We start from the raw sequence: 14,314 nt of genomic DNA, 5'->3' as shown, positions 1-14,314 counted from the left end.
GCGCTGCTCTCCCAAGGCGATCTCGCGGGCGCGATGCAGTGCGCGCTGCAGGCCGCGCACGACGGCATCGACTCCGCGCTGCTCCATCTGCGCTTGGCCACGCTCGCTCTTCGTCTGGGGCGATATCGCGAATCGCTGGCGCATACGTTGACCGCGCACGAAAAAGCGCCGATCGAGCCCGCCGAGATCATGGATCTGGCCAATCGGCTGGTGTATTTCAATCAAAGCGAGGCGCTGGTGGCTCTGGCGCAACGCCTGTTGTCCGGGCCGATCCTGCAGGCCGGCAGCGAATCGGATCTCGCCGCGATGGTCAGCATGATGGGTGCGCAGACGGTGGCGATGCCGTTGCTTGAGCGAGCGATGGCCGTGACTGGCCCGAACCCAGCCAATCTCTACAACCGCAGCCAGATGCGCATGTATCTCGGGCGCATGGCCGAAGCGGAATCCGACCTGCGCGCCTGCCTCGACCTCGCGCCGGAGCTGGCGCGCGCGCACTGGGCGCTGAGCAAGTTGCGCACGACCGGCGCGAACGAACTCGACCTGACGATGTTGCGGCGGCTGCTGGCGACGCCGAAACCGCCGCAGGACCAGGTCTATCTGCGCTTCGCACAATTCAATCAACTCGATCGTGCCGGCCGCGTCGACGAGGCATGGGCGGCGCTGGTCAAGGGCAGCACGGTCAAGCGGCAATTGCTCAAGTACGATCCGCAGCGCAGTCGCCAACTGGTGGAATCGCTGATTGCGATGCCGACGACGGAGCTGCCGACAAGCAACCGCAACCATGTCGCATCGCCGGTGCCGATCTTCATCGTCGGCATGCATCGCTCCGGCACCACTTTGCTCGAGCGCATCCTCGGCAATCACTCGCAGGTGAGCGAGGCCGGCGAGCTCTACGATTTTCCGGCGCAGCTGCGCTGGGCGATCGGTCGTCATTTCAGTGGCCCGTTGGATGCCGCCGTGCTGGAAGACGAGGCGGCGATCGATTTCGCCGAGGTCGGCCGTCGTTATCTCGATCAGGTGCGCTGGCGCGCCGGAGGCCGGCCGTTTCTTATCGACAAGCTGCCTTCGAATTTCCTCAATATCGGTTTCATCCGGCGCGCGCTGCCGCAGGCGAAGATCGTCCACATGCGCCGCAACGCCATGGATACCTGTTTTTCCAACCTCAAGGAATTGTTCTCCAACGCCTGCGCCTACAGTTACGACCAGGACGAACTCGCCGATTACTACGGCCTGTATCGCCGCCTGATGACGCACTGGCATGGCGCGGCGCCGGGCTTCGTGCTCGATGTTTCCTATGAGGAACTGACCGCTGATCCGCAGGCGCAGGCGCGCCGGATCCTGGATTTCTGCGGCCTGGAATGGCAGCCCGGCTGCGTCGATGTCGGCAGCAACGATCGCGCTGTCAACACGGCCAGCAGCGCCCAGGTGCGCGAGCCGATCCATCGCCGCAACATCGAGGCCTGGCGGCGTTACGCGCCGCATCTGCAGCGCTTGCAGGCGCGATTGGCGGAGCAGGGGCTGGACTGACAGCAGTAGGGGCACCGGCAATCGTGACGACGCTTTAAACCCGGACGCCCTTCCTGCCATCGGAGTGGCTATGCTCAACCACGCCATGACCCTGGAACCCGCCGCCGTCGAGACCGTCTTTCAGGCGGATGCCGACTTCGACCTAGTACGGGCCGCCGGCCGTGGTGACAGCGGCGCCTTCGAGGCCTTGTATCGCAAACATTCGCGACGCGTGTTCGGCGTGGTCTGGCGCCTGAGCGGCGGCCAGGTCGCGCGGGCCGAGGACCTGGTGCAGGAAGCTTTCGTCCGCGCCTGGCAGGCGCTGCCGAATTTCCGTTTCGAGAGCGCGTTCTCTACCTGGCTGCATCGTCTGGCGGTGAACACGGCGCTGATGGAAATCCGCAGCCGCAGCGGCGCCGAAGATCTGGAAACCGGCGACGCCGCTCTGGACTTCGTCGCCACGCGTGACACTGCCGGCCTGCGCACCCGCGAACAACTCGACCTCGAACGCGCCGTCGCGACGCTGCCCGAACGTGCCCGGGCCGTGCTCGTCCTGCACGACATCGAAGGCTGGAAGCACGAAGAAATTTCCATCGAGCTCGGCATGGCCGTAGGCAGCTCGAAAGCGCAACTGCATCGCGCGCGCAAATTGCTGCGCGAAAGATTGGGAGAAGACCATGACCGAGACTGACCTGCGCTGGCAATTGCGCCAGCTGCCGCGTGACATCGATCCACCGCACGATCTCTGGCCCGGCATCGCCAAAGGCATCGCGCGGCAATCGACAAGCCGTTGGCAATTTCGTTGGGCACCGCTGGCGATGGCGGCTTCGGTCGCACTCGCGTTTGGCCTGACCTGGCATCTGGTACCAATGCCGGGTCAGACGCCGGCCGCCGACCTCACCGCGAAAGTGGTGCAGCGTGAAGCGAAGGCGATGACGATCGAATATCGCGCTGCCCTGCGCCAGTTCGATGGCGCGCCGCTGCCGGCGGCCGTCGTTCCCGGCATCCGCACCCTGGACCAGAGCGCAGACCAGATCCGCACGGCGCTGGCTGCCGATCCCGATTCCGTCGCGTTGCTGCAGCAACTGCTTAAAACCTATTCCCGCCGTATCGAGCTGACCCAACGCGCGATCACCGGCTGACCCGACGCAACAAGGAGAAAGACACATGTCCACGAAATTCCTCGGCGCCGCCGCAGCTTCCATTGCCGGCTCGCTCGTTCTGATGGCGATGACCATCGCTTTGCCCGCGGCCGCCGCTACGCCGATTGATCAAACCAAGCCGCTGGCTGCCGACGGTACGGTCAGCATCGACAACCTCAAGGGCCGCATCGTCGTTCGCACCTGGGCGCAGCCGCAGGTGAAGATCGCCGGCATGCTCGGCAACGGCGTCGAGAAGCTCATCGTCGAAGGCGACAGCAGAAACCTGCGCATCGAAGTGAAATATCCGAACAGCAAGGGCAGCTGGAATGCCTGGGGCTCGGGAAATAATTCCGAACCCAGCGTCATCGAGGTCACGATGCCGCAGCGCGCTTCGCTGGATATCGACGCCGTCAGTGCCGATGTCGACGTGCAGCAGATGGCTGGCCGCAGCCTGTCGATCGACAATGTCAGCGGCAAGGTCGAGGTCACGTCTTCGTCGCCGGGCGAGGCCACCGTCGACAACGTCAGCGGCGACATCCTGCTGCGCATCACTTCGGCAAAAGTGCATGTCGAAAGCGTCAGCGGCGACATCCACCTGCAAGGCGGCTTGACCGGCGACGTGCATATGGAAAGCGTCTCCGGCAAGACCACGCTGATCGCGCCGGCGCTGCATCGTCTGGATCTGAGCACGGTATCCGGCGATGCCGACCTGACCGCCGGCGTGATCGCCAGCGGCACGATCAAGGTCGATAGCGTCAGCGGCGAAATCGGCCTCACGCTGCCGGCGACCACGAGCGCGCAATTGCACGTGGAAAGTTTCAGTGGCGACATCACCAGTCCGGTGGGCAAGGTCGTGACCGAGGAATACGGCCCAGGGAAATCCCTGGATGCGAAGTTCGGTACCGGTCAGGGCAAGATCAATCTGGAATCGTTTTCCGGAAACGTGCGCATACGGAGCAACTGATTCGACGTGACTATTCCGGCGTGCGTCAGAGCAGGCCGCGTCGTTCCAGTTCTTGCTGCAGCGGCGCCAGCGGTTCCGCATATCGACGCCAGCCGTCGACATTGCGGCGATGGATCGGTTCGCGCACCTGCACGCTGCTGGCCGTGGAGACCGGCTGCGTATTCGCCGTCACATCGGTCAGGCGGTCCTGGGCGCTGAGGCCGCAGAAAGCCAGCACGCGCTGGGCTTGCGTCTCCGGATCGCTGACCAGATCCTCGTAGGAAACATCGAGGATCGCGCCGGGCGCACAGGCATGCCAATGCGACATGAGCCTGGAGTAGTTCTGGTAGTGCGTCGCCAATTCATCGAAGCGATAGCTGTAGGTGTAATTGGTGGGCGCGAACAATTCCTTGAGATTGGAAAAGCAGCTGTCCATCGCGTTGCGCCGCAGATGCAGGATTTTCGCCTGCGGCAGCGCCTTGAGGATCATCCCGCAGTACAGGAAGTTGGTCTGGTTCTTGTCGCTGAAATGGCTTCGGCCATCGCCACGCCATGACGTCTTGTCGAGATAACGACGCGCCAGCAGGCCGTAGTCGAGCGCGGGAATCAACGATGCCGCATGCGCATCCAGATAACCCGGGCACTGATAGTCGGAAACCCATTTGTATTGCATGCGCAGGTCGTTGAGCTCGCCGCAGTTGCTCACGGCGGGATGATTGCCGAGGATGCGCTCGAGCAAGGTCGTGCCGGTGCGTGGCAGGCCGACGATGAAGATCGGTGTGGTGCCGGCCTGCAATTCGGCGCGCGCGTCGAGGAAACCCGGGCCGGTGCGCGCGATGATCGCGTCGATGATCGCGGCTTCCGCCACACCATCGAATTGCACCTGCTGCCGCCGTATTCGCGCGCCTTCTGCGAGCGCTGGCCACGCTGCGGCGGTATCGCCGAGGCGGTCCAGCTCGCGAAACAATGCGTAATGGCAATAGGCGCTTTCTTCGCTGCCGGAAGCGACGCGCGTGGACAGACGACGCAGGCGATCGATGCGCATTTTCGCGCCATCGTTGCGGCCCAGCTGCGCCAGCGACCAATGCGCTTGAGCGAAGTCCGGTGCCTGCCGGATGGCGATTTCGTAGGCTTCCGCCGCTGCTGAAAGCTCTCCGAGGTTCTGCAGAATCAAGCCGCGTTGATATTCCAGCAGCGGGCCGTCGACACCAGCGGCGATGGCTTGATGGAGAATGGTCAGCGCCTCGGCGTGGCAGTCGATCATGGCGCATTGCCGGGCAGCATCGATCAGCATCGGTGCCAGCGCCGATGGCGGCAGTGCCATGTTGCGCAGCAGTTGCAGCGCGCGTACGTTTTCGCCGACGCTGAGCAGGGCCCAGGAAATGTTCAGGCGGATATTGAGCGGCTCATCGCGCAATCCGGCTGCGGCGGCCAGGGCCTGTTCGGTGGCGGCACGAAAATGACCGGCATGCAGCAGCAATGCGGAAAGCATCCAGTGCGCCGATGCAAATCCCGGTTGCCGGCGGATCACGTTCTCGCAGGCGGCGCGCGCGGCATCGAGTTCACGCGCGGCAAAATGTTGTTGGGCGCGCTGCCAGTGGCGCGCGGTGTTCATTTCCATTTGGACGATCCGGGAAACACCATCGCCGGTGTTGACGATCGATTATATCGGGCGCATCGCCGCTTCACGCCGGCGCCGCCAGGGCCAGGCTGGTCGCGACCAGCAGCAGGAATGTCGCGAATACCCGTTTGAGCGTGACGCCACTGAAGTGATGCGCCAGCCTTGCGCCATACGGTGCGGCGATAAGCGAAGTGACCGCGATACCGATCGCCGCGGGTAAAAAAACATAGCCCCAGCTGCCGACCGGCATCCCGCTGACGTTCGCCTGCAGCGCGTAACCGCTGGCGCTGGCGAGGCCGATACCGATGCCGCAGGCGCTCGACGTTCCGACCGCGCGTACCGGCACCACGCCGCGCCAGATCAACACAGGCACGGTCATGCTGCCGCCGCCAATGCCGACCAGCGCAGACACGCCACCGATCACCACACCGGCCACGCTCAGTCCCACGCCACGAGGCGAGGCGACGCCGTCCGCGCGCGCGACACTGCGCGGCCAGTCCAGCAGCAATTGCAGCGCAGCCAGCACGCAATAGGCGATCACGCCATGGCGCAGCACATCGCCGCTGAGGTGGGTTGCGATCCCGCTGCCCAGCCAGCCGCCGACCAGCAACCCCGGCAGCAGCCAGGCGACGGTGGGCCAGAGCACGCTGCCGCGACGGTGATGCGCACGGGCTGATGCTGCGGCGGTGATCACGATGCTCGCCAGCGAGGTCGCGAGTGCCGCATGCATCGCCATCGGCAAGGGCACGCCCTGCAGCGGCAGCAACCAAGCCAGCGCGACCACGAGCACCAGGCCGCCGCCGACGCCGAGAAGGCCGGCGAGAATCCCGGCAATCACGCCCAGCACCGGGTACATCAGCCATTCAATGGGCATCGGCTAAGCCTTTCCGGGCTGGATCCCGTCGATCCGCCGTCCAATCCGCTGCCTTCGGATAAACTCCCGCCATGCCATTACGTCCCCTGTTCCTGCTGTTCATGCTGATCGCCGCGACCGCGGCGCAGGCCGATGTCGCCGACCGTCGAGCGGAGATCAAGGCGGCGTTCGACGCCGCCGAGCGCGGCCAGCTCAGTCTCGACCAGGCCGCCGTCTATCGCGATCATCCCCTGTATCCCTGGCTGCGGGCCAGCATCCTGCGCCACGACATCGACACCGTCGGCCCGGCGCAAGTCCAGGCTGTGCTCGACAAGGACGGCGATCAGCCCGCCGCGCGCTGGCTGCGCGAAGCCTGGTTGGCCACGCTCAACAAGCGCAAGGACTGGTCGGATTTCCGCGTCGCCTATCGCGGCAGCGACGACAAGGCCCTGCGCTGCGCCGACCTGACCGCGCGTCTGGTCGACAAAACTGATGATCGCTGGATCGCCGATGCCCAGGCGCTATGGCTGACGGGCACCTCGCTGCCGACGACCTGCGACGCGCCGTTCGCGAAATTGTCGGCGCTGGGCAAACTCGACGACGGCCTGCGCTGGCAGCGTATCGAACTCGCCGCGACTGCAGGGCAGACCGGCCTGATCCGCGCGATAGCAAAAAATCTGCCGGCCAATGACGCGGCGCTCGCACTGTCCTATGCCGGCTATCTCGATGCCCCCGTCGAAACCCTGCCGGCGAGTTGGCCCAATACCGTGCGCAGCCGCAACATCGTCACCGCTGCCCTCGCGCGCCTGGCGAAACGCGATCCCGATCGCGCCACGGCGTTGGTGGGTAAGCTTGCCGCCAGTGCCGGTCTTGATGAAAGCCAGCGCGGCCGCGTGCTTTACGAAGCGGCGCTGTGGACGGTCGCCTCGTATCTGCCCGGTTCCGCCGATCGCTTGAACGCCGTGCCGGCCAGCGCCTACGACGAAAAATTGCACGAATGGCAGGTGCGCGAAGCCATGAGCCGCGGCGACGATGCCGCCGCGCTCGCCGGCATCGAAAAGATGGGCGATGCGCAGCGCAACGATCCGCGCTGGCAGTATTTCGAAGCGCGTCTGCGCGAACGCCTCGGCCAATCCGCTGCCGCGCGCCTGCTCTATCAAAAGGCCGCAAGCAGCCCGAGCTTCCATGGCTGGCTCGCCGCCGATCGCCTCAAGCAACCGTACATTCTCTGCGCGGCCGAGCCGCCCGCCGACGCCGCGCTCAAGCAGCGCGTCGCCGTCAATCCGGGGTTGCAACGCGCGCTGGAATTGTTCGCGATCGATCGTCCGAATCTCGCCGCGCGCGAATGGGGCAGCGCGATCAAGCCGATGACCGACGACGAGCGCCGCATCGCTGTGCAGCGCGCCATCGCCGAAGGCTGGTACGACCGCGCGGTGTTCGCGATGAATGTGTCGCCCGACGATGCGCGTTATTACAGCCTGCGTTTCCCGCTGCACCACGACGCCGACATCCGCGCGCAATCGCAGGTCAACGGTCTCGATCCGGCCTGGGTCGCCGGGCAGACGCGCGCGGAAAGCGCCTTCATGCCGCGCGCGCGTTCCGGCGCCGATGCCCGCGGCCTGATGCAGTTGCTGCCCGGCACCGGCGCGCTGACCGCGCAACGCCTCGGTCTGCCCTGGACCGGCGGCGACAGCCTCTACGATCCGACTACCAACATCACGTTGGGCACGGCCTACATGCGCCAGATGCTCGATCGCTTCAGCGGTTTCCCGTATCTGGCGATCGCTGCCTACAACGCCGGTCCGATTCCGGTGCAGCGCTGGATGGAGGCGCGGCCGAAACTCGATCCGGATTTCTTCGTCGAGGCGATGCCATTCAAGGAAACCCGCGAATACGTCGCGCGCGTGCTCGCCTTCAGTGTCGTCTACGATTGGCGCCTCAACGGCAACGCGGCGTCGCTCAACGATCGCCTGATCGGCCGTCTCGACAACGATCCGCGCCAGCGTCGCGCCTTCGCCTGCAACCTGCCCACCACCACGACCACAGGCCTCTGACCCCGATGCGCATCACTCTTCTTGGCGGCAGCGGCTTCGTCGGTCGCGCGCTGGTCCAGCGGCTCGCCGCCGACGGTCACGACATCGTCCTGCTCAGCCGCAATCTCGGCCAGCACTACGATCGTTTGGTGCCACCGAACGTGCAGCTGCGCGAACTCGATGTTTACGACGGCGGGAAATTACAGACGGTGTTCGCCGGCAGTGATGCCGTGATCAATCTCGTCGGCATCCTCAACGAACGCGGCGACAACGGCCGCGGCTTTCAGCGTGCGCATGTCGAACTCAGTCAGCGTGTGATCGCCGCCTGCCAGGCGACGGGCATCAAGCGCCTGCTGCAGATAAGCTCGCTCAACGCCGGCCGTGGCAGCAGTTATTACCTGAAGTCGCGCGGCGCCGCCGAGGCGGCGGTGAAAGCCTCGGGCCTGGACTGGACGATCTTCGAGCCGTCGGCGATCTTTGGTGTCGGCGATGGCCTGTTCGCGCGCTTCGGCAAGCTGCTCGCGCTTACGCCGGTGCTGCCACTGGCACGCGCGAACTGCAAGTTCGCGCCGGTGTATCTCGGCGATGTCGTCGAAGCCTTCGTGCGCGGCCTGAAAGATCGCCGCAGCATCGGCGAGGTCTATGAACTGTATGGGCCGGATGTTTTCACGCTGGCGCAGATCGCGCGCATGAGCGCGACGCAGATGGGCCTGCAGCGTCTGGTCGTGCCGTTGCCGGATCTGCTCGGTCGGTTGCAGGCGTTGGCTTTCGATTTCATCCCGGGCAAGCCGTTTTCCTCGGACAATTATCGCTCGCTGCTGCTCGACTCGGTCGGCGGCATCGACGGCCTGCATCGGCTTGCGATCACGCCGACGCGCGTCGCGGAAATCCTGCCCGACATCCTCGGCCATGGCGAAGACCGGCAGGCGCGCCTGGATCGCTACCGGGCGATGCGCTGAGCATGAGGATCTACCTGGTCGGCGGCGCGGTGCGCGACCGGCTGCTCGGCCGTGATGGCGGGGATCGCGATTACGTCGTCGTCGGCGCCACGCCCGAACGCATGCTCGCCGATGGTTTCAAGCCGGTTGGCAAGGATTTCCCGGTGTTCCTGCATCCGCGCAGCGGCGAGGAATACGCGCTGGCACGCACCGAGCGCAAGACCGCGCCGGGCTATCACGGTTTTGTTTTCCATGCCGATGAGTCGGTGACACTGGAAGACGATCTCGCGCGCCGCGACTTCACCATCAACGCGATCGCCGAGGCCGATGATGGCACGCTGGTCGATCCGTTCGGCGGCGTGCAGGACATCGAGCGCCGCGTGTTGCGCCACGTGTCGCCAGCGTTCGCCGAAGATCCGGTGCGGATCCTGCGTGGTGCACGCTTCCTCGCGCGATTTGCCGCGCAGGGTTTCACCATTGCGCCGGAAACGCTGGCTTTGATGCGCGACATGGTCGCGGCTGGCGAAGTCGATCACCTGGTACCCGAGCGCGTCTGGCAGGAAATGCGCAAGGCGCTCGCGGAAGCGATGCCCTCGGCCTTCATCGGTCTGCTGCGTGACTGCGGTGCCCTCAAGAAATTGTTGTCGGAAGTGGACGCGTTGTTCGGCGTGCCGCAGCGCGTGGAATTCCATCCAGAGGTTGACGCTGGCGTGCATACGCAGATGGTTTGCGACATGGCGGCGCGACTGGCGCCGGGAAATGCCCGCATCGGGTTTGCTGCGCTCACGCATGATCTGGGCAAGGCGTTGACGCCGACGGAAATCCTGCCAAAACACATCGAACATGAGCGCGCAGGATTGGTGCCGGTGCGCGCATTGTGCGAGCGCTACAAGGTGCCGAATGATTTTCGCGAGCTGGCGGTGATTGCCTGTCGCGAGCATCTCAATGTGCATCGCCTCGATGAACTGCGACCGGAAACCGTGCACGACCTGATCGCGCGCTGCGATGGTTTCCGCCAACCCGAGCGCATCGCCGAACTCGCCCTGGTCTGCGCCGCGGACAAGCGCGGCCGTCTGGGCCTGCAGGAAAGCGATTATCCGCAGGCGGCGAAACTGGTCGCGCTGCAGCAGGCTGCGCTCGCCGTCACCGTCGCCCAGATCGACATCAGCGGCCTGCAGGGCCCGGACATCGGCATCGCCCTGCGTAAGGCGCGCATCGCCGCGATCGAGAACGCCCGGTAGAAGCGATGGCAATCGCGACGACTCGCGGCAACGCGCCGCGTCGTCGCGATTGCCATCGCTCCTACGGCAGGGACAACCAGCGCCGTTCGACCCGCACCAGCAAATCCGCCTGCGCGGTGAGCGCCACGGCCTGCCCGAGCAACACGCCGATCGTATCGGCCAGCGCATCGTAGACATCCATCGTGCGATAGCTGGTGAGATAGCCCTGCGCGAACTCGATCGCGATGCCGAGCGCGATCAATGCAACGGCGGCGCGCCAGTGTGCGCTGCGCCCGGCGAAGATCAGCACCGCCCAGGCCGAGAGGATTCCGTAGGCGAGGCAGTGGCCGATCTTGTCGCCGTCGGGAATATCGACGTCGATGCGCGGCGGGTGGATCAACGACAGCACGATGCACAGCAGCCAGCCGAAAATCCAGATGCCCAGCCACAATGTTGGCTTCGCGAACGCGCGCATCACAGCCGCCGCCGCAGGTCGCCGAGCATCATGCCGCGGCTGAAATCGATGCCGCGCTGGAAACCCATCACCTGGAAGCGCTCGCCCATTTCGCCGGGCAACGTAAGCTTCTTGATCTCCTGATGTCGGCGATAGCGTTCGGCGAGATCGTTGATCGCTTCGATCGCGGCCAGCCGATCGGCGAGACCGTTGTTGATCAGGAAGCTCGCCTGCGTGCAGTAGCCGGCGAATTCGAAACCCATCTGCGTGCCGGCTTCGGCAAGCGCGGTGAAATCGACGAAAGCGGTAAGGTCCTGCAGGCCGGGGAGGAAAAGCGGATCGTTGTGCGCGCGGTGCCGGTAGTGGCAGACCAGCGTGCCATCGCGGCGTTCGGGAAGATAGAACTCGCGGCGCGGATAGCCATAGTCGACGAAAAGCATCACGCCCTGCTGCAGTTGTTCGGCGATCGCTGCTATCCAGGCTGGCAGCTGCGGCAGGATTTCCGAGCAGTAACCTTCCGCGAACGGCGCATCGAGATCGCGTTCGACCGCGCGCACGATTTCGCGCAGCGCCGCGTCCGCCGGTCGTTCGACGAAGCAGAAATTCCCATCGCCGTCGCGGCCAACGCATTGTTCGCGGACCTCGTCGCCGCGAATGACGAAGCGCGTCGCCGGCAGGGCATCGATCACCTCGTTGGCGAACAGCACGCCGCGCCAGGGTGTTGTCGGTTCGTTGTCGAGCCAGCGGCAGCGCGCGAAATCTTCTGCCGGCAATGCATCGCGCAGCAATATCTGCTGGCGCTCGCGCAGGTCGGCGCTGGGCTCGAGCAGCCAGTACTGCGCCGGCATCGTGCCGGTTCGGGAAAAATGTTCGAGCGCGGCCAGCGCGAATGCACCGCTGCCGGCGCCGAGTTCGAGGAAAACCGCTTCGTTGCCGATTTCGCGCAACACTGGCGATAGCGAATCGATCACGCATTCGGCAAAGGCAGCGCCGAGTTCCGGCGAGGTGACGAAGTCGCCGTCGGCACCGAACTTGCGCGCACCCGCGCTGTAGTAGCCAAGGCCGGGCGCATACAGGGCCAGGTCCATGAAGCGGGAAAAGGCGATCGCACCGCCGCCGGCATCGATCTGCGCCGTGATCGCGGCGACCAGGCGTTCGCTGTGGGCGCGGGCCTCGGGCCCGGGAGCGGGCAGGGCAGTGTCGGTCATGGATGACATCTTCATCGGGCAGCGCGCAGGATACCGGCTTTGCGCCGGATCACGCAGGAGCCAGCATGTCCTCACCCCGTCCCGTGGCATTGGTTACCGGAGGCGCCAAGCGCGTCGGTGCGGTGATCGTGCGCTGCCTGCATGCGGCTGGTTACGACGTCGCCGTCCACCATCGCAATTCTGCGGCCGAAAGCGCCGCGCTGCAGGCGGAGCTCGAATTGCGGCGACCTGGCAGCACGCTGGTGCTGCAGGCGGAGCTCGGCGAGTTCGATCGCCTGCCAGAAATCGTCGCCACGACGGTCGGGCATTTCGGGCGGCTCGATGCGCTGGTCAACAACGCCAGCGCCTTTTTCCCGACGCCGATCGGCACCGCCACGCCGGCGATGTGGGATGCGTTGTTCGCATCGAATGCGCGCGCGCCATTTTTCCTCAGCCAGGCCGCGGCACCGCATCTGAAAGCCAGTGCCGGCGCGATCGTCAACCTGATCGATGTCTACGCCGAGCGACCGCTGCGCCAGCACACGATCTACTGCATGGCGAAAGCGGCACTGGCGATGATGACGTTGTCGCTGGCGCGCGAGCTCGGACCGGAAATCCGCGTCAACGGCGTCGCACCAGGCGCGGTGCTGTGGCCGGAAGCGGGCAAGTCGCCCGCCGAACAACAGGTGATGCTGGCGAGCACGGCGCTGCAGCGCGCAGGTGAGCCCGCCGATGTCGCCGAGGCCGTGCGCTGGCTGCTGATGGATGCGCGCTATACCACCGGCCAGATCATCCGCGTCGATGGCGGGCGTGCGTTGACGATATGAGCGCGCCGCGAATTCTGGCGATATTTCTCGCGCTGGCGCTGACGACGCTGCCGACTCAGCGCGCTTTCCCGCGCAGCGACGATGCCGTCGCGCAGGCCGCCGCGCAACGCGTCGGGCCGGGCCTGCGACGCGATCTCGCCGCAGACGGACTGGCGCTGGGGAATCCCGTGTTCATCCGCATCTTCAAGCACGAGCGTGTGTTGGAAGTCTGGCTGCGCAAGCGTGATCGCTTCGTACTGTTTCGCAGCTATGCGATCTGCACCTATTCCGGTGCGCTAGGCCCCAAGCAACGCCAGGGCGACGGGCAATCGCCGGAAGGTTTTTATGTCGTGCGCGCCGGCCAGCTCAATCCGCACAGCCAGTTCCATCTGGCGTTCAATCTGGGCTATCCGAATGCCTACGATCGCGCGCTCGGCCGCAGCGGCGATTTCCTGATGGTGCACGGCAACTGCGTTTCGATCGGCTGCTATGCGATGGGCGATGCGCAGATCGAGCAGATCTACACGTTGATGGCGGCGGCGTTGCAAAGCGGGCAGACCGGCATCGATGTGCACATCTTCCCGTTCCGTTTTGAAAAATCACCGCTCGCCGACTGGCAGCGTCAGCCCTGGGGAAGTTTCTGGGCGAATCTGCGCGAAGGTTACGACGCCTTCGCGCATACCGGCCTGCCGCCGACGATTACCGTCGCCAAGCAGCGCTACCAAGTGCGGGAAAGGGCCGCAGCGCAAACCGCTGCGGCGCCTTGATCAAGATGCTTACTTCGCCTTGAAGGCGTTCTGCAGCGCCATGCCCTGAAACGCCGGTGGTGCTTCGCCTTGCGTGGCGAAGCGATACAACGCGGCCGAATAGATGCCGCTGAGCGCGGACTGGTAGACGCCCAGGATCAGGATGCCGATCACGAAGATGATCGCGACGATCACCGCCAGCCAGGCATTGGCCATCGCTGCGAGGAAGGTCAGGATGACACCGACGACAATCACGCCGACCATGATCAGGCCGAAGGCGGCGCCGATGCCGACATTGCCGATCGCGTTCTCGCCCCAGGTGCGCTTGAGCAGGCTCACGCTCTGCTTGAGGGCGTCGATCGGACCGACGTTCTCATGCACCAGCACGGGCACGACCAGGAACGTCGCCAGCGTCCACGCGGCGCCGAGGCCGCTGCCGAGCATGCGCACGAGGAAGTTGTTGTCGCCGTCCTTCATCCGCTGCAGGATCAGGCCCACGGTTGCGGCGATCGCCGCATAGCCGAGGATCGCACCGAGGCGCGATTTGGCGATATTGATGCCATCGGCGAGGCTGGGATTGCCGCCTTCGAGCCGGATCATCGCAGCACCGACCAGCGCGCAGTTGAAGAAGATGATCACCGTGTACTGGCAGAAATAAAACAGGAAGGCCCAGATCGCGCCGAATACGCCGATGCCGTGTTCGAACAGGCGCAGTGCGAAGGTCGGCACGATGAAGGTCGCGAGCACCAGCAGCGTGGCGATGCCGGAGATCACCGGGAACAACATCAATTCCTTGTCGGAACGCAGCACGGCGGCGCTGGCCTTGACCAGTTCCCAACTGCGGGAAAACTTCTCGAACATGATC

Annotated in this window: 14 protein-coding genes; 9 read left to right on the top strand and 5 right to left on the bottom strand. The window is 65.0% G+C overall.

Annotation, left to right across the window (positions count from 1 at the left end; translation table 11 throughout):
* The 4 genes from VKM35_RS10390 to VKM35_RS10375 form a co-directional block, all read left to right on the top strand.
* Positions 1-1,527, top strand: a 1,527-nt coding sequence (locus VKM35_RS10390) for a sulfotransferase (protein ID WP_324320947.1), incomplete at its 5' end; no start/stop codon positions are given.
* A gap of 70 nt (positions 1,528-1,597) precedes the next feature.
* Complete coding sequence (locus VKM35_RS10385) at positions 1,598-2,197, top strand: RNA polymerase sigma factor (RefSeq protein ID WP_414636624.1); 600 nt, start codon at positions 1,598-1,600, stop codon at positions 2,195-2,197.
* Entirely contained in the window at positions 2,184-2,648 is a 465-nt protein-coding gene (locus VKM35_RS10380; RefSeq protein WP_324320946.1) for a hypothetical protein, read from the top strand. The genes VKM35_RS10385 and VKM35_RS10380 overlap by 14 nt, the downstream gene beginning before the upstream one ends.
* 25 nt (positions 2,649-2,673) lie before the next feature.
* Positions 2,674-3,612, top strand: coding sequence for a DUF4097 family beta strand repeat-containing protein (locus tag VKM35_RS10375; RefSeq protein WP_324320945.1), 939 nt, complete (start codon positions 2,674-2,676; stop codon positions 3,610-3,612).
* 25 nt (positions 3,613-3,637) lie between these two features.
* On the opposite strand, the gene VKM35_RS10370 is transcribed toward VKM35_RS10375, so the two are convergent.
* Both VKM35_RS10370 and VKM35_RS10365 read right to left on the bottom strand, forming a co-directional pair.
* Complete coding sequence (locus VKM35_RS10370) at positions 3,638-5,212, bottom strand: sulfotransferase (RefSeq protein WP_324320944.1); 1,575 nt, start codon at positions 5,210-5,212, stop codon at positions 3,638-3,640.
* A gap of 64 nt (positions 5,213-5,276) precedes the next feature.
* Positions 5,277-6,086, bottom strand: a complete 810-nt coding sequence (locus VKM35_RS10365) for a sulfite exporter TauE/SafE family protein (protein ID WP_324320943.1) — start codon at positions 6,084-6,086, stop codon at positions 5,277-5,279.
* 71 nt (positions 6,087-6,157) lie between these two features.
* Here VKM35_RS10365 and VKM35_RS10360 point away from each other — a divergent pair, with 71 nt between their 5' ends.
* The 3 genes from VKM35_RS10360 to VKM35_RS10350 are packed head-to-tail and all read left to right on the top strand — an operon-like array spanning position 6,158 to position 10,277.
* A complete protein-coding gene (locus tag VKM35_RS10360) occupies positions 6,158-8,119 on the top strand; it encodes a transglycosylase SLT domain-containing protein (protein WP_324320942.1) in 1,962 nt (653 codons plus the stop codon).
* A gap of 5 nt (positions 8,120-8,124) precedes the next feature.
* Complete coding sequence (locus VKM35_RS10355; RefSeq protein WP_324320941.1) at positions 8,125-9,057, top strand: complex I NDUFA9 subunit family protein; 933 nt, start codon at positions 8,125-8,127, stop codon at positions 9,055-9,057.
* Positions 9,058-9,059: 2 nt separating this feature from the next.
* On the top strand, positions 9,060-10,277 hold the full coding sequence (locus VKM35_RS10350; protein ID WP_324320940.1) for a multifunctional CCA addition/repair protein: 1,218 nt from the start codon (positions 9,060-9,062) through the stop codon (positions 10,275-10,277).
* Positions 10,278-10,338: 61 nt separating this feature from the next.
* Here the strand turns inward: VKM35_RS10350 and VKM35_RS10345 are convergent, their stop codons facing one another.
* Together VKM35_RS10345 and VKM35_RS10340 are read right to left on the bottom strand one after the other, a co-directional pair.
* The gene (locus tag VKM35_RS10345; RefSeq protein ID WP_324320939.1) at positions 10,339-10,731 is read right to left on the bottom strand and encodes a VanZ family protein; all 393 of its coding nucleotides are present in this window, start codon (positions 10,729-10,731) and stop codon (positions 10,339-10,341) included.
* Positions 10,731-11,918 carry a class I SAM-dependent methyltransferase gene (locus tag VKM35_RS10340; protein WP_324320938.1) on the bottom strand — a complete coding sequence of 396 codons (1,188 nt, stop codon included), beginning with the start codon at positions 11,916-11,918 and terminating at the stop codon, positions 10,731-10,733. Before VKM35_RS10340 ends, VKM35_RS10345 begins: the two co-directional genes overlap by 1 nt.
* A gap of 65 nt (positions 11,919-11,983) precedes the next feature.
* On the opposite strand from VKM35_RS10340, the gene VKM35_RS10335 reads away from it, so the two are divergent.
* Together VKM35_RS10335 and VKM35_RS10330 are read left to right on the top strand one after the other, a co-directional pair.
* Entirely contained in the window at positions 11,984-12,724 is a 741-nt protein-coding gene (locus VKM35_RS10335) for a pteridine reductase (RefSeq protein WP_324320937.1), read from the top strand.
* Positions 12,721-13,470 (top strand): murein L,D-transpeptidase family protein, encoded by a 750-nt coding sequence (locus VKM35_RS10330; RefSeq protein ID WP_324320936.1) that lies wholly within the window; start codon positions 12,721-12,723, stop codon positions 13,468-13,470. The genes VKM35_RS10335 and VKM35_RS10330 overlap by 4 nt, the downstream gene beginning before the upstream one ends.
* A 9-nt stretch (positions 13,471-13,479) precedes the next feature.
* Here the strand turns inward: VKM35_RS10330 and VKM35_RS10325 are convergent, their stop codons facing one another.
* A complete protein-coding gene (locus VKM35_RS10325; RefSeq protein WP_324320935.1) occupies positions 13,480-14,310 on the bottom strand; it encodes a DUF6159 family protein in 831 nt (276 codons plus the stop codon).
* Between the last annotated feature and the right edge of the window lie 4 nt (positions 14,311-14,314).

Origin of the sequence: Arenimonas sp. (assembly GCF_035312645.1) — a bacterium.
Taxonomy (GTDB): domain Bacteria; phylum Pseudomonadota; class Gammaproteobacteria; order Xanthomonadales; family Xanthomonadaceae; genus Arenimonas.
The sequence above is the reverse complement of the archived record's forward strand: the minus strand, read 5'-3'. Positions and strand labels throughout refer to the sequence as shown.